Here is a 21,667-nt window from a genome sequence, read left to right on the forward strand (position 1 = left end):
TGGTTACCGACCGCCACAATGTCGGATCGCGTGCCATTGCCCTCAGGTCTTATGCGGTCCAAAGCTGGCCGGAATAGGACGCTTGGCTTTAATGACAGTCAGGTCTCTGGCTGGTCGGCACTGCTTGCACAGCCGTACAATGGCCGGCTAATTTACACATTAAGCGGACCTATGAAGCAGTTCTTCTCTGCATTATTTGCTTTTCTCCTGATTTCATCGCACGCGCTGGCCGCAGCTCCAACCAGCTTTTCAGCCGCCAAGGCGATAGCCAAGCGGGATATTTTCTTCGATCAAGCTTCTAGTGTGCAGGGCGATCTTTATTGCGGGTGTCGTTGGGAGTGGGTTGGCAGATCAGGCGGTAGAATTGATGCTACGTCATGCGGCTATGAGACGAGAGCCCAGCAGACACGAGCTGAGCGGATCGAATGGGAGCACATTGTTCCCGCTTGGACCTTAGGTCATCAGCGTCAGTGCTGGCAGAGTGGAGGTCGCAGAAACTGCATCGCGGATGATCCGGTGTTCCGAGCGATGGAAGCTGATTTGTTCAACATCTACCCATCGGTGGGAGAGGTAAACGCCGACCGTAGTAACTTCCAGTTCGGCATGGTCCGCGATGACTCTCCTCAATACGGAGCCTGCCCGACAAAAGTTGACTTTAAGGGGCGTGCTGCAGAACCCAGAGACCAAGTAAAAGGGCTCGTTGCCCGCGTCTCATTCTACATGCATGATCGCTACGGTCTGAACATGTCACGTCAGCAACAGCAACTGCTAATGGCGTGGGACCGTCAGTACCCGGTCTCTGAATGGGAGAAGAGCTGGAGTAACCGCACGGCCACGGTCATGGGCCATCCGAATCCATTCGTCAGCGGTGAGCGCTCTTGGGCGCTTGGCCATACCCCGTCTCGTGAGGGAATGGTAACTCCTATTCCAAGGGCTTCACGTACTACGGTATCCGCATCTTCGGCCGCGGTGAATGGCGTCATCATCGGCAACCGAAACAGCAAGGTTTATCATCTGCCGCACGGATGCCCTAGCTATGATCGAGTGTCTGCGCAAAATCGAGTTCCTTTTAAATCGGAACCCGAAGCCGCTTCGGCGGGGTATCGTAAGGCGGGAAATTGTCGCTAGGTTTTGAAAGGGATTAACGATTTGATCAGTTGCAGTTCTTCATTACTTAAGTCACCTACCGGTCGGTCTACCTCTTAAACCATTTCCTGACCAATGCAGGCATCAGCACAAACGGAAAACGGTCTGAACGTCGACAAAGGCTTGTTATTGGCGCCGGCCGCAATTTCCCAGCCATCTGTATCCCTGAGCGTTCTGTCTGCACCTCATCAGGTCCCAGACATCAGTCGTCCCCACGCTGATTCCAATGTTCGACTAGCACATCAACACGATCCGGAACTTGAGGTGTCTTGCTGAGAATCAGACAGCGGGTGCTGTCTACGTGTGCTTCGAGTAAGTAGAGGGTGTCGCCTACGTTGATCCTCATTTCCTGCAGGACCTCAGCAGAGATGCGAATTGCCGCATCGCCATCCCAATCTTCGATTTTAATTTGTTGATGGTCCATTTGATGCCTACAAAATCGTGGTTGTATTTAAATTGGGTGGTCATGCCTCAGTGTTAGGGGGCTCGCTTGAAGCTGAGAAAACACCTCTAAACAGTGCGAAGATCCCGCGTTAATTTTGATATGAACACTATAGGGTTACAAACTATAGTGTTCATTCCAAAAAAAGGAAGAAGCGCAATGTTTGTAACGTATCGCACCACAGAAAATAAAAAGGCCGCTCGAATTAATCCCAACCTTCAGGTTTGGCCGGCGGTAGAGCTGGTCATCCAAAAAGCAATATGTCTCATCACATTCCAGGCAAGGGGTAAGGGAGACCATGATCGACTTACCCGCAGTATGTTGGTAGGCGACCCTTCTGAATTTCAGACGGGACTGACTGGGCAGGATAAAGATCTATTCGTTCACAGCATTCATTTGCTTACACCAGGGGAAATGAACGGAACCGAGTCTTGGAAGGTGGAGCGTCTGCTCAACGTTTCACACGTCAGCTGGGACGAGAATGGCGAGAAGCAGTATGGTTTCAGCTACGAAGTGGACGGAGCTTATTGCTACCAAGATGTGCCCAAAGAGTTTGTGGAATCGACCAAGGTTGAACGCTTGATTTACCATGAATCGCGGGGTTCTCCCCCGCAACCGCGGATCAACTGACCGCCATTGCGACCACTGGCTGCCCAAGCGATACGCTTGGCCTCGAGAATGATTACCGATAGTCCTCGCTCAGCGAACTCGATGGCGGTGTTAAGACCCGAGAACCCTGCGCCGATCACACAAACATCTGCGGCTTATGTCGGTCATGGTGAGCCTCGATTTTCGAGAATATCAGCAAGCAGGCGGGCATCTTCGAGCGCGTGATGGGGAGGTTCAGCACCATCGTACGAGAACTCAAGGTCACTGCTGACTCGGCCAGCCGTGACGTTACTTGGCAGACCCTCTGGACCGGCCAGCCATAACAGTAGAGGCCAATCCCAGACGGGTGCATCGCATATGATTTCGACGGGTCCAAGGCCCTTCAGGAAATCCAACAGAAGCATGCGTGCTTGTACCGTATCGCACCCGTGAACTTTCAGATCGAGCTGCGGTAACACAGTCTCTTTAACGAAATCCGAACAATCGCTTTCTTCCCATGCGTCCGTCAGCTCGACATAGAACTCAGGACCACTCGGGACCACTAGAGCGAGACTGATCAGCTTGTAGATATATGAGTTTAGAATCGTGAACTCTGTGTCCAGATAGACGCGGATCATTTCAATCTCCGGCTTTTTTGCCAAAAAACTGGGTAGTACTTTTCTCTATGCCTCTCATACTAGAAAAATCACCATTTTCCGATCTCCTCAAAACCCTGGTCATCAGTGGTAGGTCGGCCTCCGCATTGACAGGATAGCGTTGATCAGCACGGCTTTGTCAGCTTCGCGCATGACACAGATGTAAATGCTGTTGCGCGTGTTCAACACCAGAACCTCCTGTGTCGTCAACGCGACTATACGACGACATAACGCAAGGTGCGCTTTGATCAGTTGCAGTTCTTTAGTATTCAAATCACCTGCCGGTCGGTCCGTCTCGTAAAATTCAGCATGGTCAACTGCTTCGCATGATGACTGGTTCGGACATCCGCGCGCTTAGTGGCGATGCCGCTCTTGTACCCTTTCCTGACCAAGACACCTGCACTCAGGTCATGCGGTACGAAGGCTTGTTTGCCGGCTACGATCACAATTCCCCAGCCAACTGTATCCCTGGATTTGCAGTCTGCGCCCCTCCAAATCATAGATATCTGTCGACACCGTCTCGATTACGTCTTCTGGAACGCCTGAGCATGCGGAGGGGAGGGCAGTAAGCCTGAGCTGCCAGACGATAGTCCCATCCATAAACGAGCACGCAGCAAAAAGGCGCCTTAATGCCCGACTGACCGCTCAGTACTCACCCATACTTCCGCACATCGATTTAAAGCTATGGGGATAGCTCAACCATCTGCATTCGATCATGTGATTCCTTTCCCGATCACTGAAAGCGTAAAAGGCATGTCTCCTGAGATTTAGAAAGAGCTCGACCCCGCGCAACGATACCGCGTTAATTTTGATATGAATACTATAGAGGTACAATCTATAGTGTTCATATCACAAAAGGAAGAAGTGCAATGTTTATAACGTATCGCACCACAGAAAATAAAAAAGCCGCTCGAATTAATCCCAACCTTCAGGTTTGGCCGGCGGTAGAGCTAGTCATCAAAAAAGCAATATGCCTCCTCACATTCCAGGCGAGGGGCACGGGAGACGATGAGCGACTTACGCGCAGTATGTTGGTAGGCGACCCTTCTGAATTTGCGACGGTATTGAGTGGTCAGGATGAAGATCTTTTCGTTCACAACATTCATTTGCTTACGCCAGGTGAGATGAACGGAACCGAGTCATGGAAGGTGGAGCGTTTGCTTAGCGTTTCACACGTAAGCTGGGACGAGGGCGGCGAGAAACAGTATGGTTTCAGCTATGAAGTGGATGGAGCCTATTGCTACCAAGATGTGCCCAAAAAGTTTGTGGAATCGACCAAGGTTGAACGGCTGATTTACCATGAATCGCGCGACATTCATCCTGAGCTATTCGATAGCCACTGAAGACATCCAGATAGAGGGAAAGTCCTGTCAGTAATGGCTGGCAGGAATATGCTCGTCGGTAATGTGAACCATATTGAGTCAACATCGGCTACCGATTCCGAGCAGATAGCCGCAATTTCTTACAGGGGAGAGGGCATGAGCACTGAAGCGATTTTCATCATAACGGTATGCGGGGTCTTGGCCGCGGTGGCCGTTATGGGCAGTGTGGGCTTTCGGATTGCTTGCAAGCTGGACTCGAAGCAATCCGAGGAGGATGAACGGCGGAGGATAGGCAATAACCGTTACCAGCAAGGTTGAACGCTGACTGCAATTTGACAAATCTTGTGGGGAAAGAGAATCCGCCGACCACAGCTAAATGAACGGCGGAGTACCCGCTTCCGGCTGAGTCATTCGGTGCGTCTTTTTGGCTCGAAATCTTCCAGATCAGCGATATGCCACCGAGTCGTAGCCGGACCTAATTTATGCGGTTTCGGAAAAGCCCCGGTGCTCACCCAGCGCCATATAGTGGCTGGGGAAACGCTATATCTTTGGGAAATCTGCTTTACGGTGAAGTACATAGCTGCGACCTCGCTCGGTTATCGATAACCGATAAGTTACCCAACGTGACTGCACCTTTGTTCCGTCTAAATGCCTAATTTCAGCGCCAACTCGGGTTTGGCGCAATTTCCTTCCATTTAATCGGTTTTGGTTAGCTGGTTCCCATCTTGAGAACATTGCCGGCCATTTTTTGGCCGAGATAATTGGCCCAGGCCTGCATCAGCTCCTGACGCTCCTCTAGTAAACCGCCTCGAGCGTACGCCGCGCGCGTCTCGTCACTATTTACGTGTGCCAAAGCGAGCTCACTTAGCTCATCCGGGAAGCTCGAAGTATTTCCGTTTGCCATCACACGGGCAGTGGATTTAAGGCTCCAATCTTTAAAGCTGGACCTTGCTGTGCCATGGGGAGTAGCAATCCGTCCTTGGTCGGGATCTAGATAGCCCTTGCCTCCTGCTTCCACAGCTGTTGTATGCATGTCCTTAATCAACTTACCCATCGCGGCATCAGACAGAGCAGCATTCTTGCTATTAGTGAACACCAAACTTTGGCCTCGATATTTTGGGAGAGCCTCGAGCAATGACATCGCAGCATCCGACAGCGGTACCGTATGACCTTTGTCAGCTTTCATGCGTTCCGGGCTTAACCGCCATACTCGGCGTTCAAGGTCGATCTCTTCCCAGGTTGCACCTCGAACCTCGCCAGACCGGCCAGCCGTAAGAATGGCAAACTCCAATGCCTTCGCACTGATGCTCTTTTTTGTTCTGAGGTCTGTCATGAACGAAGACATCTGTTCCACTGGAACGCGGGCGTGATGCCGTTTACCTGCTTTCTTCCGCACGGCTTTTGACCTGGGCAGCAGCTCTCTTAGCTTGCCCTGCAAGTCCGCTGGATTAGGTCCTGTGCGTAGCTCCATTGCCGTCGCGTAATCCAGAACGCTGGCAATACGCTGCCTCACTCTCGATGCCGTCTCGTGTTTGGTCAGCCATATTGGTTGCAGCACTTCTACCAGGTGAGTGGTATCAATGGCACCAACCGGCAGCTTGCCTAGGATAGGAAAGGCATAGGTGGTCAGGGTGTTAATCCATTGGGCGGCATGCTTGCTATTTTTAAATTCGGATTGGCGCACCGTGTGGCATTCTTTAGCCACGTCTTCGAATGTCCTTAATTTAGCTCGATCTGCCACCTGGGCCGCCCGTAAAGCTTTCTTCTCAGCTACGGGATCGATTCCATCACGTAGCTGCTGCCTGAGATCGATGGCTCTTTTACGAGCCTCAGCCAGGCTCACATCCGGAAAACCCCCGAGCCCGTGATCGCGGCGAACGGTATAAATCTTTCCAGACGTTGCAGTGCGAAGCTCGCCCGTGGTTGCCCTTAAAATCCAAGAACGTGAGTCACCGCTGCTGATTTTCAAACCTAGGCCCTTAACTCCGCCCACGGGATAAAATCCAGGTGCTTTTATGGCCTTTACCTGCCTATCAGTTAACACTGCTGCGACCTTCGGCATACCGCTACTCCCAACAACCTTGCCAACATAAAACTTGTGTCTAAGTACTATAGGCTAAGATGGCCTGATACAAAATCAAATATCTAAGTTGCTGTTTATTAATGGAAATAATTTGACTTAAGGCGTCTCATGCTGTCTTGTGGAAGGACTCGGTCGGCGGACTGTCCCTCCGCCACTATTCGACTTCAAAGCCCCGTATATCGGGGCTTTGTTGTTTCTGGGTTTGCTGGCCCATGTTTTGCCTCCCTGCGATCAATCCGCACGGGGGGGTAAACGTAATACTTATCCCGCTGTGGCGGCATCTTGGTTATGGCGTCATTCGGGTTGGTCTGCAGCCTACTACCCCCGGCTATGTTCACTTTGATGCTCTGTCAGCTCTTCGGGGCGGCTACAAAAAAACATCCCAGTTCAGCCGGGAATACAGCCGCCTGTTTGGAACACCGCCAAAACGCGATATCAAAGCCTTAGCCTGGCGGCAGGGGAGTGATCCTGTCGCTAGCCCTGCCTGCCACTCTCATCGTGGATCGTCTCAAGGCCCTCGCGGTAGCTGGTCACACGAAAGTCGGGAAAGCGTGCTTTGAACTTGCTTGACTCAAAGATGTTGTCGACCCGGTAACGCGGCAGCAGTTCGGCTGCTCCCCGCGCGGTTTTGTTGACCAAGCCTGCCAGGCTCAGCTGCCACTGTTTGAGTACCTTGTATTCCCCTTTGGTTCCAAACACCTCTGCAGCCAGGGCGATGAACTGGCGGTAGGTGAGACGGTTGTCGTCACAGGGCAAGTGCCATACCTGACCCCAGGCATCAGCAGTGTTCCCAAGCAAGGCCATGGCGCGGCTGGCGTCCGGCGTGTAGATCAGGCTGCGCAGGGTGTCATCGCGCAGGAAGACGCGCGCGGGAGTGCCTTTCTTGACGTTGTTGATGATGGTCGAGTTGGTGATGCTCTGGGTCTTGCCCGGGCCATAGAACTCAGGCGCGCGACAAATCATCGCCTCGACCTTGCCATCGGCCATGGCCTGCATGAGCTGGCTGGCGATTTGCGCGCGTACCTTGCCTTTGGCTCCGTTGGGTTTAAACGAAGTGCTTTCGGTGTGCGGCGCACTGGTTTGCGGATACATGTAGGTGTTGTCAAAGAACACCAGGCGAGCGCCATGCAGCGCGCAGGCCTCGATGACGTTGCTCATCATGATCGGCCACTGGACTACCCAGCGCTCGGTGTCCATCGGCAGGCCAGCTGTGAGGTACACGATCTCGGCGCCAGCCACTGCCGCCCTGGTCTGCTCCGCATCCAGCAAGTCGGCGCTGAACAACTTGTCAGTCGGATTTACCTTTTTCGGATTACGGCTGACCAGTTGGATGTCGGTGGTGAAGTTATCGTGCAGTGCTCGGGCCAGTTCTTCGCCAATCTGACCGCTGGCACCAAGGATCGTCTGCATAGGGAATCTCCTGTGTGGCGACTGCCACGGGGGTATCGGAGTTTCATCCTAAGGATGAACCAAACTTTAAGGTCAACCTTTTAAGTTCTGCACAGTATGCGAGGCGATGGGTAGGGTCTAGTGGCTAGCTTTGCCGGAAGGCTTGGCTGTCGCATCGCCGAAGCTGACCTGCGACCAAACGCGTCTCGCGTTAGTCGCGCAGTCCATATCGTCCGGTTTTTGTTCCACCTGTACTAATACTTCCTGCAGTCGTGATTTGCTATCTGCCAGGCGTAGCTGGATTTCTTCGATGTCCTGAATCTTTTGGCGCAGCGCCTCGGTAAGTGCCTGATGATTCCATTGGGTCAGATCCGAAGGGAGCAGGGTGCGCAGCTCGTCAAGACTGAATCCAGCCTTTTGCGCGGCGGTGATCATGCCCAGCACGAGCACGGCTTCCGGCGGATAACTTCGGTACCCGTTGGCCTGGCGCTTGACCGTTTTCAGCAGGCCGATACGCTCGTAGAAACGAATGCGCGACGGCGCCAGGCCGGTCTGTTCTGCGAGTTCGCCAATCTTCATTAGGGTCCTCCTGGTGACTGCTGTCACTGTAGCGCTCTCTGGCTGGCATTTGCCAGCCAGAGCAGGTCACGATATTACTGGTCGAGCAGGGTGCTCAAGAGTTCCGGTGCGTACAGTGCGCTCTGGAATTCAGGCACATAGTCGTACTTGATCATGCGGCCCGGATCCAGCGCGCGAATGAACGCTGAAAAGCTGCCATCGCCCAGCGTCAGCTTTACATCGTCTGGGTCAGAGGATGAGGCCGAGAGCAACTGCCGTGACACGGCGTGGCCCCAGGCCAGATTGCCGTCGTGATCGAGGTTGGTAAAGCTGGTGGTCGCCAGTGCCGGTTCGGTAGCTAAGTCATCGAGGCGGTTCGCCTGGATGCTGAAGTCCAGCTTGCCGCTTTCGCTGTCGTAAACATCGAAGGTCAGATCGTCAGCTGATTCGCGGTAGTCGATCCGGGTAAGCCACTTGGGCAGGTTGTAACCAACGACGCCGCGCACGCGTGCCACTTCGGTATCCACCGGCAGCTTGAGCACATAGCCCCACATGTCGCTGTCCATCGACTGGCCAATCAGGCTGAATGGCCCCATGTTGGCACTGCCCGGTTTGTTGGTGACGATCGACAGCGCAATCTCGTTGTAGCTGTCGTTGTCGCAGTAGTGATAGGCGTAGGCTGTGAGCGCAATCAGCCCGCGGCCTGGCCAAATCTGCAGCGGCTGCACCTGCTCCAATACCTTAGCTGGCATCAGCTCGGTCAGGCGATCGATGTCGGCAGTGAACACCAGGGTCACCCGGCTGTTGCGGTAGTAGAAGTTAGGCGAGTAAGACTCAAAGCCGATATCGACACGGGTTTTCTCGAGCGTCTGGAACCAGCTGAGATCCAGTGTCGGGTCTTCGTTAGCGATAACGCTCAGCGGTGGATTGGAGTGGAAGCGATCGTACAGCCCGCCCGCGACGAGGGGTACTTCGTGCCCTGCAATCATGGCAATGGCTGTTTTTGTCTGTGTTGTAGTTTCAGCCACTGCGGGCAAGGTGGCGAGGCCGATGCTCAGGCTCGCTGCGAGCGCGAATGTCTTCAGGGTGGTCATGCTGTGGTATCTCCGCCTTCATGGGTTGGCCACCGTTTACCGGCGCACTGAGTGCACCGAGTAAGGTGTAGGCGGACGGTAAGGTTGAAGTGATGTTGAAGGTCAACGGCTTTTTTACCGCTGGTGAATGGTTGCCGGTGTCTGGGCGATGGCGCAGCCAGAATTGATCTGCTGCTGCGCGCTGGCAAGACTGCGTTGAGCGGTCCGCAAGGAGGGAGGCCAACCCTGGTTGTTGACGCTCTTGAAAGGCGCTGCAGGGGGCTTTTAGTGCGCGTAAGGCGTCGGACGCAGCGGTCAGGGTGTGCCGGCAGCGGCTAGCAGACGCGCACGCAACTGTGCATCCAATTCGTATGGAAATGCTGCCAGCGGGCAGGGTGGGGAAATCAGATAACCCTGAATCTCGTGGCAACCGGCGGCCCGTACCAGTTGCAGTTGCTCGTCGCTTTCAACACCTTCGCAGACGGTCCGTTTGCCAAGTTCCTTGGCCAGATCGGCAATCATTCGCACAATGGCTCTGGCGTCCTGCTTGGTCAGTAGTTCGGTCACGAACGAGCGATCAATTTTCAGCGTGTCGAACGGAAACCGTCGCAAGTAGGACAATGAAGAATAACCGGTACCGAAGTCGTCGAGCGCCAGGCGTACGCCGGTGCTGCGTATGTCGTTGAGAACGGTCATGGCCTTGTCGGCATCCTCGATCAGCACCGATTCGGTCAATTCCAGCTCAAGCTTCTCCGGCGCAATACCAGAGCTGCGCAGGACCTGTTTGAGGTGATGCAGATACTCGCCAAACTGTAGTTGAGAGGCTGACACGTTGACCGCAATTGTCAGGCCCGCCAGCTCCTTGGTGCCAGCTCGGCAGGCTTCGGTTAGCGCCCAGATATCGAGGCTGTCGATCAGGCCGCACTGCTCTGCGATTGGAATGAACTCCATCGGGCTGATAGCCCCCAGCTCAGGATGGTGCCAACGCATCAGCGCCTCTGCCCCGGTGATTTTCCCGCTTTGCAGATCCAGCTTGGGCTGCCAATGCAGACTGATCTCGCCGTTGTCGATGGCGCTGCGCAGGCCTTGTTCGATGCTCAGCCGCCGGCGGTTAGCATCGCCGAGCTCGTGTGAGTAGGATCTCCAGCGGCCGCGCCCGGCCTCCTTGGCTGCGTACATCGCGATGTCCGCCTGCACCAGCAGGTCATCCAGGCTGCAGTGAGTTTCACTACGCAACGTGAAGCCAACGCTGGCGCCAATGCGGAACTGGCGCTCTGCCAGCGCGATGGGCTCAGCCACGCTCTGTACTACCTGCTGAGCCAGCTTGCGGGCAGCGGCTTCTACATCATGGCCCCATAAGGCGATGGCAAATTCGTCGCCGCCCAGACGCGCTATCAATGCATGCTCCCCCGCACAAGCACCTAGCCGTTTGGCAACGACTATAAGCAGTGCGTCGCCCACGCTGTGGCCGTAGTTGTCGTTAACTACCTTGAATCGGTCGAGGTCGATGCAGAGCAACGCGAGAGGTTTGTGTTGCTCTATCGCTTCGCTCAGGGCTTCACGCAGGTAAAAGCGGTTGGCCAGCGAGGTGAGCGAATCGGTATGCGCCAGCTCGCGAAGCTTTTGTTCGCTTTTGACCTTGTCGGTCACATCGGTCAACACGCCGCGCCAGCCTACAAACATGCCTTCTGCCGAGTACAGGCACTTGCCGGTCATCACCAGATTTTTATCGCCCTCGGCTGAAAGCATGGTGAGGTGCACGTCGCGAAAGGCTGATCCTTCGCCAAGCAGCATTTCCAGTTGTGCCAGATTATCGGGACAACGCATGGCGAGCAGTTGATGAAAGCTGTAGGCGCTGTTTTCGCCGTCGCGCAGCAGCAGCACGTCAGTCAGCCGCGGTGAGACGTGGTTGAGCTTGCCATCCACTGCGGTTTCCCAGAGCGCATCGCCGGCGTTGTGTTCAAAGTCCTGCAGTAGCACCGTCATCTCTTGCTCTTGCCGCTCGGACCGGGCTTTGGCGGCAATCAGGTCGGTGGACTGACGCCAGGCGAATAGGGAGCCGATCAACACCATGGGTGAATACAGCAGTACCAGAATGGCGACGCCAAGGTACGCCGTCTGCCCGGACAGCCAGAGTGCCCCTATGGCGGCAAAGGAGTAGATAAGCGTGTAACTGATGCTGGCGTAGGGCAAAGGGCTGAGCACAAAACTGCCGGCGCCGATCATACCGGTCACTATGGTGGCTATCGCCAGCTGTTGGCCGCGCGAGGCATCGGGAAACCAGGTCAGTACCATCCAGGCCCACATGAGCGCCAAAATGGCGGCGTGCAAGGTAGCCTTGTGCGCGGACGCGGATGAGGCGCGCACAATAGGGCGCTTGCGTGCCCTGTACCAACCCAGGGCAGAGAATGCGCAAACCAGAGAGAGTAGCCCAAGCCACAGCAACAGGCCGGTGGGAAAATGGGGAGCAAAGGCAAGGAGCACGCAGCTACCACTGCCGACGTTGGCGAGCATCATGGGGAGTGACACGCTCACCACCGAATTGAGCTGGGTGCCCCGCAGGCGTGCCACATCGGTATCGTCAGACGAATACATCGTCGATACATCGGCGAAAAGCTGGCGAACCTCTGCTCTACGGTCTTTTGCTCTACGGTCTTTCAACTACGCATACTCGACTGGCCGGTAATAAGCGTGTCTACCTTGCTAACTCTAGCAGAAGGCCATCACCTGGAATAAAAAATGGGGGCACAGGCCAGCTTGCATGGGTGGTGTAAACCCATCGACGCCGCCGAGCAGCGCCGACAGGGTGCAGCCTAGGCGTCAGCCCGGAAATCACTGGCCGCATGGCGTTCAGCGAGTTGTTCCGACTCCTCCCCCCAGACCCGGTTGACCATGCGGCCGCGCTTCACGGCCGGGCGTTGGGCGATGGCTGCTGCCCAACGCTGCACGTGCTGATACTCCTGAACGGAGAGAAACTCGCCGGCACTGTACAGCGCGCCTTCTGCGAGCAGGCCGTACCAGGGGTAGATGGCGATATCGGCAATACTGTATTGGCTGCCGGCCATATATTCGTGCTCGGCCAGATGGCGGTTGAGTACATCAAGCTGCCGTTTTACTTCCATGGCAAACCGATTGATGGGGTACTCAAACTTCTCCGGCGCGTAGGCATAGAAGTGGCCAAAACCGCCGCCCAGATAGGGCGCCGAGCCCATTTGCCAGAACAGCCAGTTCATCGCCTCGGTGCGCTCGGCATGCGCTGTTGGCAGCAATACGCCAAACTTCTCTGCCAGGTACAGCAGTATCGAGGCAGACTCGAACACGCGGGTGGGCGGATTGGTGCTGTGATCCATCAGCGCCGGGATTTTGGAATTGGGATTGGCGGCAACAAAACCGCTGGAGAACTGATCACCTTCGTTGATGCGTATCAGCCAGGCGTCGTACTCGGCATCGCGAAAACCCAGCTCCAGCAATTCTTCAAACATGATGGTCGCTTTTACGCCGTTGGGCGTGGCCAGCGAATACAGCTGAAACGGATGCTGGCCGACTGGCAGGGCCTTGTCATGCGTTGGGCCGGCGATCGGGCGATTGATATTGGCAAATTTGCCACCGCTTTCGGCGTCCCAGGTCCAGACTTTGGGCGGTTCGTACTGCTTGTCGTTGCTCATATTGCGTGGTCCCGAACAGTGAATGGCGAGCCCGAGTGGATCACAGGCCCGATACAGGTAGCCGAAATCCTAGCATGGAGTCGGCTACCCCACCTCGCGGCATGGATCAGACCTTGTAATAGGCCAGCAGCGCACGGAGCTTCTCCGCCAGTTGCGTCAGGTTCTGACTGGCAATGCGGGTTTGCTCCACCTGTTCACTGTTCTTCAGTGCCTCATCACTGATGCGCACTACGTTGCGGTTGATCTCTTCCGACACGTGGCTCTGCTCTTCGGCGGCGCTGGCAATTTCAGTATTTACCTGGTTGATACGCGTGACCGCATTCATTACATCACTGAACGCCTTGCCGGCGGCCTCGGCGACTTCAGCATTACGGGTTGCGAGGGCGCGGTTGCTTTCCATCATGCTGGAGGAGCGGCTCACACCGGTCTGCACCCGGTCGATCATGCTGTGAATCTGTTGGGTGGACGCCTGAGTGCGCTGGGCGAGTGAGCGCACCTCATCCGCGACCACCGCAAAGCCGCGACCCTGTTCGCCCGCGCGCGCTGCTTCAATGGCGGCGTTCAAGGCCAGCAGGTTGGTTTGCTCGGCAATACCAACGATGACTTCCAGCACCTTGCCGATGTCGTTGGAAGCCGAGGCCAGTTCATCAATCACCTGCATGGACGCGGTAATCTCACTGGCCTGTTGCTGAATGCTGCTGACCGTGCTGTTCATGGTGCCGCGGCCTTCTTCGGCTTCACGGCTGGCCTGGTTGGCGGCGGTTTCCCCGGCGGCGGCGCTCTGCGCGACACTCTGCGCAGTAAGACTCATTTCATGCATGGCCGTGGCCACCATCTCGGTCTCACGGTTCTGCACACTCACCGAGCTAGCGGATTGCTCGGCAATACGCGCCAACTCATCGGCCTGCTTGAGAATGGTGCCGGACGATTCCAGCGCCTCACGGATGGTGTGCTGGATGCGGTCGAGCAGACGGTCGAAGGCACCGGCGAGGATGGCAAACTCATCGCGGCCTTGTGCATTGAAACGCACGGTGAGATCGCCCTTGCCGTCGGCGATATCCTCGATCGCAGCGATGGTGGCATTCAGCGGTCGGCTGACGATGAACTTCATCAGCAGGCTGATACCAATCGCCAGAATGACGCCGGCCAGGGTGATCAGCGCGGCGACCGCCAGCGAGTTCTTGATGATGAGGGCGCTCACTTCCGCATTTGAATAGCCCAGCACAATGTCGTAGCCCCAGGGCGCGAACGGCGCTGTTTCAATGTGCCACTGGCCTTCGGTATCGGCCAGGGCGTCGGCAATCTGCTCGTCGGACAGATGCGAGGAGTGCATGCGAATCTTGCCGGTGGGGTCGCGCAGGGCAACAAAGCCGTCTTCCAGAATACGCGCATCGGCAATCGCCTCGGCCAGCGAAGTGAGGTTGGCGGAATAGCCCACATACCAGATGCCCAGCACCCGGCCGCTGGCGTCCTTGATCGGCTCGTAACCGGTCAGGTAAGGCTGCCCGAGAATATCGACCTGACCATAAAATGCCTGCCCGGCGAGTATCGCCTTGATCGCCGCGCCGTCTGGCGCCAATTGTGTGCCGATGGCGCGCTGCCCCTCGCGCATGACGTTGGTAGACACGCGGATGAAGTTATCGCCCTGGCGGGAGAACAGCGTGGCGGTGCCGCCCATGACCTGGGTCAAACCATCCACCAGGGCAAAATCGTTCGCTTGCGGTTGGTAGCCCAGTTGCAATTGCGCCGCACTGGCCCCGCCCACCTGCACGCTGCTGCCCAATGAAGCCTCTCCCAAGGCAGTGCCACGCTCGATCAGTAACGCCATGCTGTTGCGAACACGCTCGCTCATGATCGCGTCCGTGACGCCCAACAAGCGCAGCACCTCGTTGCGCAAACCCGCCGACTCAGTGGTGGCGCGGGCATGGATCAATCGGGTTTGGGTAACGGAGCTGATAACCACGCCGACCAGAATGAAAACAACTAACAGGGCGGCCAACGTGGCGACAAACTTCTTTTGCAGGGTCATTGGGGGAGCTCTCCTGAATGCCGACATGGCACGACCTTGCCTTGCTATCGGCTGAAGCGGAGCGAGGTTTAGTGAAAACCTCAGGGCGGTAGTGACTTTCGCCCGTTCCGGTGCGCGCCGGTCGAGAGCGGCGGCTTAAGGTTGTTGCTGGGATACCTGCGGTGATTGAGCGCTCCGCTCTATGGTGGATCACACCCGCTCGCTGCCAACCTCCCACCAGGTGGGTAGCAGGGCGCGTACGCTGCGCTGCCCGAAGCGATCATCCAGCAGGTAGACCACGCCGTTGTCCTGGGTGGTGCGAATCACCCGCCCGGCAGCCTGTACTACTTTCTGTAGCCCGGGGTAGAGGTAGGCGTAGTCGTAGCCGTTGCCACCCTGATCGGCAAACATGGTTTGCAGGCGTTCCTTCATTTCTTCATTGACCGGATTGATCTGCGGCAGACCAAGGGTGGCAATGAAGGCGCCTATCAATCGACTGCCCGGCAGGTCGATCCCTTCACCAAAGGCGCCGCCGAGCACAGCAAACCCGATGCCCTGGCCCTGCTCGGTGAAGCGCGCGAGAAAGGCGCTGCGCTCACCCTCGTTCATGCTGCGCGACTGAGCCCAGACGGGGATAGCGGGGTAGCTCTGCTGAAAACGCTCCAGCGCCTGCTGCAGGTAGGCGTAACTGCTGAAGAAGGCCAGATAGTTACCCGGCTGCTGGGCAAACTGCTGCGCGATCAGGTCTGCGATGGGCTGCAGGCTGGCGGTACGATGCTGGTACCGGGTGGAGAGGTTACGAATCACCGAGACGCGCAACTGCGTGGGTTTGAACGGCGAATCAACCTCCAGCCAGCGGCTCTGCTCCGGCAGGCCGAGTAAGTCTGCGTAATACTGCGCGGGACTCAGGGTGGCGGAAAACAGCGTGGTGCTGTGGGCACTGGCAAAGCGCTGCTTGAGAAAGGGCGCCGGCACCATGTTGCGCAGGCACAGGGTCGAGAGGGTGCGCTGGCCGCCAAAGCCTTCATGCCGCGTTATGTCGAATAACGAGTGCGGGCCATAGGCTTCGGCCAGCCGGCAGAACAGCATGGCATCGAAGTAGAAGCGCAGCAGCGCGGCCTCGTTGCCGGTGGGTTGCTCGGTCAGGTGATCGGTGATGGCGCTGACCGCTTTTTGCAGACTGGCGATGAACAGGTCGGCGATGGTCGGGTAGATCTGGTAGTCGTCGGTCTGATCGCGGTGCAGCGCATTCCAGTGGCGGGCTACCCGATCAAGCGAGCTCTTTAATGATTTGGGTGCGCTACGGCGCAAGACATTGAATACCTGTTGATCGAGTTCGGCGGTGTACATGCCGCGGGCGCGGTCGATCAGATTGTGCGCCTCATCCACTAGCAGGGTGACGCGCCAATCGTTGAGCACGGTCAGGCCGTAGAGCAGGGCGGTCATGTCGAAGTAATAGTTGTAGTCGCCTACCACCACGTCACTCCAGCGGCACAGCTCCTGGCTCAGGTAGTAGGGACAGATGTTGTGCTCAAGGGCAATATTGCGAACGCTCGACTGATCCAGCCAGCGGACGTTGACGGCGGCTAATCGCGCAGCGGGCAGGCGGTCGTAGAAGCCCTCTGCCAGCGGGCAGGATTCGCCGTGGCAGGCTTTGTCCGGGTGCTCGCAGGCTTTGTCGCGGGCGGTATGTTCCAGCACCCGCAGGGGCATGTCGTTTTGCTGGCTGCGCAGCGTGGCCAGCGCTTCCAGCGCGAGTTGCCGGCCAGGTGTTTTGGCGGTGAGAAAAAACAGACGGTCCAGTTGCTGCTCGGGGAAGGCTTTGAGCTGCGGAAACAGGGTGCCGAGGGTCTTGCCGATGCCGGTGGTGGCTTGCGCCATGATGGTCTCGCCATCGCGCGCCGCGCGAAACACCGCCTTGGCCAGCTGGCGCTGGCCGGCGCGAAAGCTGGCGTGCGGAAAGCGCAGCTCTTGCAGGCAGGCATCCCGCTCACCCCGGTGCTGCGTTTCTTGTCGCGCCCAGGCAATAAAACGGTCGCATTGCAGCGCAAAGAAACGCCGCAGGTCGTCTGCCTTGAAGGTCTCGCGATAGGGCGTTTCTTTCTGACTGATGACGTTGAAGTACACCACCGCCAGGTCGATTTCTTCCAGCGCCAGCTCGGCGCACAACAGCCAGCCGTACACTTTGGCCTGGGCCCAGTGCAGGCTGCGGTGGTTGTCAGGGATGCGCGAGACGTCGCCGCGGTGGGTCTTGATCTCTTCCAGCAGGTTTTGCGCGGGGTCGTAGCCGTCGGCACGGCCGGTGACCAGCAACCCGGGGTAGCTGCCAGCCAGAGCGAGCTCGCTGAGATAACCCTCACCCCGCCGGCTGACCACCGTCTGATGCCCGGCAATACCTTCCTGGGCGGTGGGTGCGGGAGTAAAGCGCAGGTCGAGATCACCCTCCTTGGCGGTGAACTCGCATAGCGCGCGGACTGCGACGCGGTAGCTCACGCGGGCTGCTGCCACTGCACATAACACACCTCGACCGGCATCTGGTGCTCCGCACAAAAGGCCAGCCAGCGCCGCTGGTTGTCCTGCAGGCGGTCGCCTGGGCCCTTTACCTCGATCATGCGATAGCGCTGCTGCGCGGGCCAGAACTGAATCAGATCGGGCATGCCGGCACGATTGGCTTTGATATCGCCCAGCAGGCGCTGGAACCAGTACCTCAGGTGAGTGGCCGGAATGCAGCGCAGTGCAGTCTCCAGTAGCGGCTGATTGAGCAAGGACCAGCAAACAAAAGGTGATTGAATCCCCTGCTTCTGCTGGAAGTAATGGTTGATGGTCTTTTGGTATTGCGCGCTGTCGAGCTGGGCCAGGCAGCGATCAAACAGCGCGCGTCGCCGTGGGTAGAAATCAGCGCTGTGCAGGTCGGCCGGGCCACTGTGAAAGGGATGGAAGAAGGCGCCGGGGAGGGGAGCAAAGATGGCCTCCCAGCACAACAGACCAAAGAGGCTGCAGATCAGCGTGTTTTCCACGTAGTAAACCGGTGCGGAACCCTGACCCAGGTGCTCGGCGACCATCTGCTCTACGCTCCGGTCAGGCAGCTGCGGCAGCACCAGATGTTGCTCGGGCGTAGGCCGTGCGGTCGCAGGCGTCGAATTCTGCATTTTCAGCTTGCGCGTGAGCCGCGTCACGGCGCGTTCTACCAGTTGCCGCTCGGCCTCGCTCTCCGGGGCGAGCAAGGCTTGTTGTGCCAACGCATACGCAGCGTGCGCCTGTTCGGACTTTTCCAGCAAGCGAATGCAGCGTTGCCGCGCGCCTGCGTGGTGGCAGCGCTGATATAACGCTAGCGCCTGTTCCAGCTGTTGCTGGCGCTCAAAGTGCTGCGCGAGTTGAAACAGCAACCGCTGGTGACGTTGCTCGATCCAGGGATTGTCGCTGTGGAAACCGCTGAGCCACGCCAGGATGTCGGTTACGCTGGCACCCGCGTTGAAGGCATCGCGGCATTGCCATAGCAGCAGATAGTCTTCCACGTCCTGGCGCCGGCTAAAGGCGCGTGACTCGGCCGATAGCACCACCTGTTCATAACGGTAGACACCCAGATCGGCGAGGACAAATTCGGACCAGCTCTGCGCCAGGTTGCCAAAGAACAACAGCCGAAAGCGATCACAGATATCGCTCACGGTGAGGCTGACAAGCGGTTCGTCAGGCACGCCAGGCCACTGTCGGTAGGGCAGGGCCGCCGGTTGCAGCGCGGCCAACGCGGTGGTCAGTGTGGTCTTGCTCTGTTGTCTGGCGGCAGCGGGGTTGGGCAGCAGTGCAGCGAGCTCGTTCTTTAGCAGCAGGGTGGCCAGCTCCTCTGCATACAGTGGTGCGTCATCACGCAACCAGCCATTGACCAGGAGCGGCGTGGCCGCAGTGTCAATGTCGCCAATCTCGTCGTATTGCAGCTTCGTCAGCCGGAAGTGCTGACCCTTGCGCATGATCAGGCGTACAAGCAAGGCACGGGGTTTTTTCGGCGCGGCGACAAAGCCTTGGGCAAAACCCAGCTCTTGCTCGCTCAGCAGATCGCGATAGCGCGCGAGCACCCAGTCGAGCACTGTCTGAAAGTTGCTGAGATAGTAGAAGTCGGCGGCGTCTGGGATCGGCATAAATACAGTACTGGTTGTGCGTACAGTATTGTGGCGCCGTCACCCCGTGCTTGCAAGCGTGGCTTGGTACGTCTGTGCTGCCGTTCATCAGCCAGCTCTCCCGGCAGGCGTGGCGCGCCGGCGTCAGTACAAATCGGCCAGATCCAGGGCGACCATGCCCGCCAGCTCGGCTGCCGGCCGGGGCTTGCTCAGGTAATAGCCCTGCACCATGTTGCAGCCGAGCTGGCGCAAAAAGTGCAACTGTTCAGGTTGCTCCACTCCCTCGGCGACGACTTCAAGTCCCAGCTTGTGCGCCAGCAATATGGTCGCTTCGACAATGGCGCTGTCACTCAGGTTGGCGGGTAGTTCGCTGACAAAGGTGCGGTCAATTTTCAGCGCATGCAAGGGGAAGCGCTTGAGATAGGCCAGAGAACAGTAACCGGTGCCAAAATCATCGATGGACACTCGCACACCCAGGCGCTGCAACGCCTCCAGGGTGCCGGCCGAGGTTTCCAGGTCATTGATCAGCATCTGCTCGGTAATTTCCAGCTCCAGCTGATTGGGCGCAAAGCCGATTTCCGCCAGCACTTCGGCAACCTGAGCGGCCAGGTCACCGGCGGAAAACTGCCGCGCCGAGAGGTTGACCGACATGCGCAGCGGTAGCTGGGTCAGGGCCTGTTGCGCCATGGCGTCAAGGCAGGCCTGTTTGAGTACCCACATACCGACCTTGACGATCAGCCCGGTCTCTTCCAGCAGGGGGATGAAATCATCCGGCTGTATCAGCCCGCGCTCGGGGTGCTGCCAGCGCAGCAGGGCTTCCATACCAACAACCTTGCCGCTGAGCATGTCTGCCTGGGGTTGGTAGTAAATAACGAACTCGTTGCGCTCAAGCGCCCAATGCAAGTCTGACTCGAGCGCCAGCAGATCCTGTTGGCGCTCATTCATGGCCGGCGCGTAGAAGCGGAAGGCGCGCCCGCCCGCGGCCTTGGCCTGATTCATCGCCGAGTCGGCATTGCGCAGCAGCGCCTCTACGGTTTGGCCGTCGTCTGGCCAGATGGATACGCCGGCGGTGAAGCTGAGAAAAATATCCTGCTCCGCCAGACGTATGGGGGCCTCGAACGCACGCTTGAGTTTATCCAGCACGCCGACGATGGCTTCTGGGGCGTTCAGGTCGCTGGCAACGATTACAAACTCGTCCGCGCCATAACGCGCCAGCAGGTCTTTGGGTCTGATGTGGCGGCTTAGGCGCCCACTGATCTGTTGCAACAGCAGATCGCCGGTGCCATGGCCGAGGCTGTCGTTGATCCGTTTGAAGTTGTCCATGTCGAGAAAGAGCACCGCCATTCTGGACTGGCGTTGCTCGGCGCGCTGAATCTCGCTTTGCAGTTGTTGCCCCAACATCACCCGATTGGCCAGGCCGGTGAGACCATCGTGGGTCGCCTGATGCTGCAACTCTGCCTCGAACTGCTTACGCTCACTGATATTGCGCGCGATGGTGGAAAAGTAAGCGGTTTCACCCGATTTGTCGCGGTGCGCCATGATCACTTCCGACAGGTAAAGCTTTTCTCCATCAGCCAGGCTAAGCATGGACTCGCGCTCCACCACACCGTGCCGCTCCGCCTGACTCAGGGCGCTGAGAATCAGCTCCTGGGCTGTCTGCATGGCGTGGTTGGGCTGATCTTCTACCCGATAGGGTGATTCATAGCTGGCATCACCGAACAGCTCCTGTCCGGCCCGGTTCAGATACATGACCTTGCCCTGAGCGTCGCTGATGGCCACGGCATCGGTGGTTGCCTCAAGAATCGCATTCAGGCGCATGCGGTCCTCTTCGGCCTTGATGCGCTCGGTGACATCACGGCCGGTCGAGACGAAGTGGGTAATGCGGCCTTCGGCATCTACCAGCGGGGAAATGACCTTTTCTTCAAAAAATACGCTGCCGGACTGAGTGCGATTGATCAGCGTACCCCTGTAGGTGCGACCCTGGCGCAGGGTTTGGTTGATCTGATCGTATGCCTCTGGGTTCTGCTCCGGCGCCTTGAGCAGCGTAAATAGCTGGCCATTGGCTTGCGCCGCGCTGTATCCGGTCATGCGCTCGAAGGCCGGGTTGACGTACTCGATCCGGCCCTCGCGGTCGGTGATGAAAATACTGTCGGCGGCCTGATCGACCGCCTGGGACAGTTTGCGTAGCAATTGGCGCGAGGCGCGATGAGTCTTCTCGGCAGCGCGTTCGGCCACGGAGCGTTGAATGACAGGCGCCAGGCGCTGCAGGTCATTCTTGACGATGTAGTCCTGTGCGCCTGCTCTGATGGCCTCTACGGCGGCCTTCTCGCCAAGAGTGCCGGACACGTAGATGAAGGGTAGGTCCTCGCTGTACCGGCGAACCGAGGCAAGGGCCTGAGCGCCATCAAATAGCGGCATGCTGTAATCGGACAACACAACATCCCACTCGCCATTGCTCAGTGCCACCTGCAGCGTATCTTCGGCTTCAACTCGCTCCCAGGTGACCGACCATCCGTGAACTTCCAGGTGGTTGACGACCAACAGGGCATCATCCTCGTTGTCTTCAACGATGAGGATGCGCCACTGTTTTTGCGGGTCTTCGGGTTTTCGTGGTTCCATTGCCCC

The 21,667-nt window shown here is 57.5% G+C and carries 16 protein-coding genes and 2 pseudogenes; 4 read left to right on the forward strand and 14 right to left on the reverse strand.

Features of this window, described 5'->3' with window-relative positions; translation table 11 throughout:
- Positions 1–171 precede the first annotated feature (171 nt).
- A complete protein-coding gene (locus BLU26_RS02200) occupies positions 172–1,128 on the forward strand; it encodes an endonuclease (RefSeq protein WP_092283435.1) in 957 nt (318 codons plus the stop codon).
- 220 nt (positions 1,129–1,348) lie between these two features.
- Here the strand turns inward: BLU26_RS02200 and BLU26_RS02205 are convergent, their stop codons facing one another.
- Entirely contained in the window at positions 1,349–1,570 is a 222-nt protein-coding gene (locus BLU26_RS02205) for a hypothetical protein (RefSeq protein ID WP_092283437.1), read from the reverse strand.
- 177 nt (positions 1,571–1,747) lie between these two features.
- On the opposite strand from BLU26_RS02205, the gene BLU26_RS02210 reads away from it, so the two are divergent.
- On the forward strand, positions 1,748–2,218 hold the full coding sequence (locus BLU26_RS02210; RefSeq protein ID WP_092283439.1) for a hypothetical protein: 471 nt from the start codon (positions 1,748–1,750) through the stop codon (positions 2,216–2,218).
- Here the strand turns inward: BLU26_RS02210 and BLU26_RS02215 are convergent.
- Positions 2,197–2,349: pseudogene (locus BLU26_RS02215) on the reverse strand (FAD-dependent oxidoreductase); the annotation flags it as partial. The gene BLU26_RS02210 and the pseudogene BLU26_RS02215 overlap by 22 nt on opposite strands.
- Before the next feature lie 12 nt (positions 2,350–2,361).
- Entirely contained in the window at positions 2,362–2,814 is a 453-nt protein-coding gene (locus BLU26_RS02220; protein WP_172830632.1) for a hypothetical protein, read from the reverse strand.
- Between the two features lie 887 nt (positions 2,815–3,701).
- On the opposite strand from BLU26_RS02220, the gene BLU26_RS02230 reads away from it, so the two are divergent.
- The gene (locus tag BLU26_RS02230) at positions 3,702–4,175 is read left to right on the forward strand and encodes a hypothetical protein (RefSeq protein WP_092283443.1); all 474 of its coding nucleotides are present in this window, start codon (positions 3,702–3,704) and stop codon (positions 4,173–4,175) included.
- Positions 4,176–4,561: 386 nt separating this feature from the next.
- Here BLU26_RS02230 and BLU26_RS18865 read toward each other — a convergent pair whose 3' ends face one another.
- Together BLU26_RS18865 and BLU26_RS02245 are read right to left on the reverse strand one after the other, a co-directional pair.
- Entirely contained in the window at positions 4,562–4,732 is a 171-nt protein-coding gene (locus BLU26_RS18865; RefSeq protein WP_092283447.1) for a helix-turn-helix transcriptional regulator, read from the reverse strand.
- A gap of 131 nt (positions 4,733–4,863) precedes the next feature.
- On the reverse strand, positions 4,864–6,216 hold the full coding sequence (locus BLU26_RS02245; RefSeq protein WP_092283449.1) for a tyrosine-type recombinase/integrase: 1,353 nt from the start codon (positions 6,214–6,216) through the stop codon (positions 4,864–4,866).
- A gap of 371 nt (positions 6,217–6,587) precedes the next feature.
- On the opposite strand from BLU26_RS02245, the pseudogene BLU26_RS18735 reads away from it, so the two are divergent.
- Positions 6,588–6,683: pseudogene (locus BLU26_RS18735) on the forward strand (AraC family transcriptional regulator); the annotation flags it as partial.
- Positions 6,684–6,711: 28 nt separating this feature from the next.
- On the opposite strand, the gene BLU26_RS02255 reads toward BLU26_RS18735, so the two are convergent.
- The 9 genes from BLU26_RS02255 to BLU26_RS02295 form a co-directional block, all read right to left on the reverse strand.
- Positions 6,712–7,647 (reverse strand): NAD-dependent epimerase/dehydratase family protein, encoded by a 936-nt coding sequence (locus BLU26_RS02255; protein ID WP_092283453.1) that lies wholly within the window; start codon positions 7,645–7,647, stop codon positions 6,712–6,714.
- A gap of 117 nt (positions 7,648–7,764) precedes the next feature.
- On the reverse strand, positions 7,765–8,205 hold the full coding sequence (locus BLU26_RS02260; protein ID WP_092283455.1) for a MerR family transcriptional regulator: 441 nt from the start codon (positions 8,203–8,205) through the stop codon (positions 7,765–7,767).
- 74 nt (positions 8,206–8,279) lie between these two features.
- Positions 8,280–9,278, reverse strand: coding sequence for an acetoacetate decarboxylase (ADC) (locus BLU26_RS02265; RefSeq protein ID WP_407920335.1), 999 nt, complete (start codon positions 9,276–9,278; stop codon positions 8,280–8,282).
- 294 nt (positions 9,279–9,572) lie between these two features.
- Entirely contained in the window at positions 9,573–11,852 is a 2,280-nt protein-coding gene (locus tag BLU26_RS02270; RefSeq protein ID WP_092283457.1) for a putative bifunctional diguanylate cyclase/phosphodiesterase, read from the reverse strand.
- Positions 11,853–12,070: 218 nt separating this feature from the next.
- The gene (yghU, locus tag BLU26_RS02275) at positions 12,071–12,922 is read right to left on the reverse strand and encodes a glutathione-dependent disulfide-bond oxidoreductase (RefSeq protein ID WP_092283459.1); all 852 of its coding nucleotides are present in this window, start codon (positions 12,920–12,922) and stop codon (positions 12,071–12,073) included.
- A 106-nt stretch (positions 12,923–13,028) separates the two neighbouring features.
- Positions 13,029–14,951, reverse strand: coding sequence for a methyl-accepting chemotaxis protein (locus BLU26_RS02280; RefSeq protein WP_092283461.1), 1,923 nt, complete (start codon positions 14,949–14,951; stop codon positions 13,029–13,031).
- 189 nt (positions 14,952–15,140) lie between these two features.
- Positions 15,141–17,423, reverse strand: coding sequence for an ATP-dependent DNA helicase (locus BLU26_RS02285; RefSeq protein ID WP_092283463.1), 2,283 nt, complete (start codon positions 17,421–17,423; stop codon positions 15,141–15,143).
- Positions 17,420–19,063, reverse strand: a complete 1,644-nt coding sequence (locus BLU26_RS02290) for a VRR-NUC domain-containing protein (RefSeq protein WP_092283465.1) — start codon at positions 19,061–19,063, stop codon at positions 17,420–17,422. Before BLU26_RS02290 ends, BLU26_RS02285 begins: the two co-directional genes overlap by 4 nt.
- Positions 19,064–19,186: 123 nt before the next feature.
- On the reverse strand, positions 19,187–21,661 hold the full coding sequence (locus tag BLU26_RS02295) for an EAL domain-containing protein (RefSeq protein WP_092283467.1): 2,475 nt from the start codon (positions 21,659–21,661) through the stop codon (positions 19,187–19,189).
- Positions 21,662–21,667: the final 6 nt, after the last annotated feature.

Source organism: Halopseudomonas sabulinigri, assembly GCF_900105255.1.
Lineage (GTDB): Bacteria > Pseudomonadota > Gammaproteobacteria > Pseudomonadales > Pseudomonadaceae > Halopseudomonas > Halopseudomonas sabulinigri.

Bases quoted from the DNA above. Each gene is read 5' to 3' on its own strand.
- BLU26_RS02260 (WP_092283455.1), bottom strand. From the start codon at position 8,205: ATGAAGATTGGCGAACTCGCAGAACAGACCGGCCTGGCGCCGTCGCGC.
- BLU26_RS02200 (WP_092283435.1), top strand. From the start codon at position 172: ATGAAGCAGTTCTTCTCTGCATTATTTGCTTTTCTCCTGATTTCATCG.
- BLU26_RS02205 (WP_092283437.1), bottom strand. From the start codon at position 1,570: ATGGACCATCAACAAATTAAAATCGAAGATTGGGATGGCGATGCGGCA.
- BLU26_RS02295 (WP_092283467.1), bottom strand. From the start codon at position 21,661: ATGGAACCACGAAAACCCGAAGACCCGCAAAAACAGTGGCGCATCCTC.
- BLU26_RS02280 (WP_092283461.1), bottom strand. From the start codon at position 14,951: ATGACCCTGCAAAAGAAGTTTGTCGCCACGTTGGCCGCCCTGTTAGTT.
- BLU26_RS02220 (WP_172830632.1), bottom strand. From the start codon at position 2,814: ATGATCCGCGTCTATCTGGACACAGAGTTCACGATTCTAAACTCATAT.
- BLU26_RS02265 (WP_407920335.1), bottom strand. From the start codon at position 9,278: ATGACCACCCTGAAGACATTCGCGCTCGCAGCGAGCCTGAGCATCGGC.
- BLU26_RS02210 (WP_092283439.1), top strand. From the start codon at position 1,748: ATGTTTGTAACGTATCGCACCACAGAAAATAAAAAGGCCGCTCGAATT.
- BLU26_RS18865 (WP_092283447.1), bottom strand. From the start codon at position 4,732: ATGTACTTCACCGTAAAGCAGATTTCCCAAAGATATAGCGTTTCCCCA.
- BLU26_RS02270 (WP_092283457.1), bottom strand. From the start codon at position 11,852: ATGTATTCGTCTGACGATACCGATGTGGCACGCCTGCGGGGCACCCAG.
- BLU26_RS02255 (WP_092283453.1), bottom strand. From the start codon at position 7,647: ATGCAGACGATCCTTGGTGCCAGCGGTCAGATTGGCGAAGAACTGGCC.
- yghU (WP_092283459.1), bottom strand. From the start codon at position 12,922: ATGAGCAACGACAAGCAGTACGAACCGCCCAAAGTCTGGACCTGGGAC.
- BLU26_RS02230 (WP_092283443.1), top strand. From the start codon at position 3,702: ATGTTTATAACGTATCGCACCACAGAAAATAAAAAAGCCGCTCGAATT.
- BLU26_RS02245 (WP_092283449.1), bottom strand. From the start codon at position 6,216: ATGCCGAAGGTCGCAGCAGTGTTAACTGATAGGCAGGTAAAGGCCATA.
- BLU26_RS02290 (WP_092283465.1), bottom strand. From the start codon at position 19,063: ATGCCGATCCCAGACGCCGCCGACTTCTACTATCTCAGCAACTTTCAG.